2 protein-coding genes are annotated in these 3,099 nt (G+C 38.3%); both read left to right on the top strand.

The window, feature by feature from the left end; genetic code table 11:
• The first annotated feature begins 201 nt into the window (after window positions 1–201).
• Window positions 202–1,842: an ABC transporter permease gene (locus MWH30_RS13555; protein WP_248664633.1), complete on the top strand. Its 1,641-nt coding sequence runs from the start codon at window positions 202–204 to the stop codon at window positions 1,840–1,842.
• Between the two features lie 38 nt (window positions 1,843–1,880).
• Window positions 1,881–2,924: an ABC transporter ATP-binding protein gene (locus MWH30_RS13550; protein WP_248664632.1), complete on the top strand. Its 1,044-nt coding sequence runs from the start codon at window positions 1,881–1,883 to the stop codon at window positions 2,922–2,924.
• Window positions 2,925–3,099 lie beyond the last annotated feature (175 nt).

Genomic DNA, 3,099 nt, shown 5'->3' with positions numbered 1-3,099 from the left:
TAGAGCTGTTAAGTCACTAATTTAATTTATCGAAAGAGGAGTCAAAAACTTTTACCTATAAAAACTTGACACAATCGTTTGCTTATTTATTTTTGACAATGATAATTAATTTCATTATAATATAAACAGGCTTTTATAGTTGGAAATCGAAACTAAAATTAAGCTTAAATTAAAGTTACTACTAAAGGTAGGGAGATTATAATGCAATCTAAACTTAGTACCTTGGGAAATAAAATGAACTTAATTAAAAATGGACAGTTAACTTGGCCTTTTTCGGCTCCAGCATTTATATTGATTCCGGTAATAATTATAGCCTTAGCTATGTCTTTACCTCTTTTTTATTTAATTATTCGCGTTTGGGGAGCGGAGGATTTTTTATCTTTATTGTTGCGGGAACAGACCTTAACTGTTTTATTAAATACTTTAGCTTTAGCTGGAGCTGTGACGGTAGCTACTATTGTGATTGCTGTTCCTTTAGCTTGGCTGACGGTGCGGACTGATCTGCCGGGACGGAGAATCTGGTCCATTTTAACTATGGTGCCGTTGGTAATTCCATCCTTAGTAGGTGGTTTTGCCTTTGTAAGTGCTTTTGGCTACGGAGGAATAGTTCATAACTTCATTAGTGATCTTTTGAATATAACTTATACTCCTGGTATTTATGGCTTTTTTGGGGCTTGGGCCGTACTTACTTTATTGAGTTATCCTTATGTCTTATTATCAGTACGAAGTGCTCTATTAGGAATGGAACCTTCGCAGGAGGAGGCGGCTCGGACTTTAGGTCAAACTCCTTGGCAAACATTTTGGAAGGTAACTCTACCTAAGCTCCGACCTGCTATTGGAGCCGGAGGACTTTTAGTGGCTCTTTATACCTTAAGCGATTTTGCAGCAGTTTCCTTATTACAGTTTGATTCTTTTACCCGGGTGATCTTTCTTCAATATCGAGGTTCTTTTAATCGTATTTATGCTGCTGTTTTAGCTTTAGTACTAGTGGTCTTAACTATGCTGATAGTTAGTGCTGAGATGTGGACTAGAGGTAAAGCTCGTTATCATAGTGTTGGTCGGGGGACTAAGGGTAAACTGATGAAGGTGAAGTTGGGCCCTTGGAAATGGCCGGCTTTCATTTTTTGTTTATTAATAGTGTTACTGGCTTTAGTTTTACCCGTAGGAGTTTGTATTTTTTGGTTAGTTCGTGGTCTAATACACGGAGAAGCCTTTGTATTTCGTTGGGAAGCAGCCTTTAATTCCTTTTATGCGGCCGGGATAGCTGCGGTAGTAGGAGTAATAGCTACTCTACCGGTGGCTATATTATCTGTTAGATATAAGAGTAAGTTAAGTGGAGTGTTGGAAAAGGTAGCTTATGCTGGTTATGCTCTACCGGGGATAGTAGTTGCCCTGTCTTTGGTTTTCTTTGGGTCTAATTATGCTACTTCTTTTTATCAGACTTTACCTTTATTGATTTTTGCTTACGTAATTCTCTTTTTACCTCAGGCAATGGGAGTCTTGCGTAGTTCTTTGCTACAGGTGGGCCCTAATGTGGAGGATGCTGCTTTGACTATGGGCTGTTCTAAACTGAAGGTATTATGGTCAGTGGTGATTCCGCTTATACGGCCCGGAATATTGACCGGAGCAGCGTTGATTTTTTTAACAACTATGAAGGAACTGCCAGCGACTTTACTATTAAGCCCGATTGGCTTTCGTTCTCTAACAACTGAGATCTGGAATGCTACTACTGAAGCCTTTTATACTCGGGCTGCTGTACCAGCTTTATTGTTAGTTATAATATCATTATTTTCTTTAGCAGTCCTTTTTGCACAAGAAGATAGAGAGAAAAACAGAGGATAGAGGATAGATAACAAATAAATAAAAGGGAGATGGAATTTATGATTATAGAATTAAATGAGATTACTAAAACTTATCCCGGGTGTGAGTCCCCGGCGGTTAAAGATGTATCCTTTGGAGTGGAAGCGGGAGAGGTATTAACTCTTTTAGGACCTAGTGGCTGTGGAAAGACTACTCTTTTACGTTTAATTGCCGGTTTAGAACGTCCTGATTCGGGGCAGATAATTATTAGAGATCAGGAGGTAGCTAGTTCAAAGTCTTGGATAGCTCCGGAAAAGAGGGAGATAGGGATGGTTTTTCAGGACTATGCGTTATTTCCTCACCTTAGCGTGGTAAAAAATATAGCTTTTGGTCTTAAGAATAAAAGTAAAGAAGAAATTCAAGAAATTTTGGAATTAGTAGGTTTGAAGGGTTATGGAAATAAGAATCCAGCAGAACTTTCTGGAGGGCAGCAACAGCGAGTGGCTTTGGCTCGGGCCCTAGTTAGAGATCCAGTAGTAGTGCTTTTAGATGAACCTTTTAGTAATTTAGATATGAATTTGCGGGAAAAGATGAGACGAGATGTAACCCGTATTATTCGCCAGAGCGGAACTACAGCTATTTTTGTTACCCATGATCAAAAAGAGGCTCTATCCATATCTGATAGAATAGTGGTGATGAATGAAGGTCAAGTCGAGCAGCAGGGAACTCCAAGAGAAATTTATGAATTGCCGCATACAAACTTTGTAGCTTCTTTTGTTGGTCAATCGAATATAATGGAAGGGACTATAGGAACTGATGAGGAGAGTGTTATTACTGAACTAGGAACTTTTCCTTGTCAACACACCCATGGTAAGGCAGCAGGAGAGAAAGTTACTATTTCGGTTCGTCCTGATAGTTTTGAGTTGGATTCTCAGGGATCAATTCAAGGAGAGATTGAAGATATTTTATATAAAGGCGAGACTATCGATGCTGTGCTTAATGTTGCTAATGATGAAATTAATCAAAGTCTTTTAGTTCATATCCATCCGGAGGTTAAAGTTAAAAATGGAGATCAGCTTTCTTTTCGGATACTGCCTCATTTTGTAGCAGTCATTGGGAAATAAAATGCAATTGATAACTGATTGTGATTAATTAATAGTTAAATTTAAAAGATATGAGATTAAAACTTTAAAGCAATATTGTTATAATGCTGCGTTGGCGCGGGAGGCCAAATGGATGTTTCCAAAGTAATGATTAGCTTCGCGTCAACGCTAGAAAAGTTTATTTTAGTACTTCTAA

The sequence above is a fragment of the Fuchsiella alkaliacetigena genome, from assembly GCF_023227765.1.
GTDB lineage: Bacteria > Bacillota > Halanaerobiia > Halobacteroidales > Acetohalobiaceae > Fuchsiella > Fuchsiella alkaliacetigena.
This window is presented reverse-complemented; position numbering and strand designations above follow the sequence as displayed.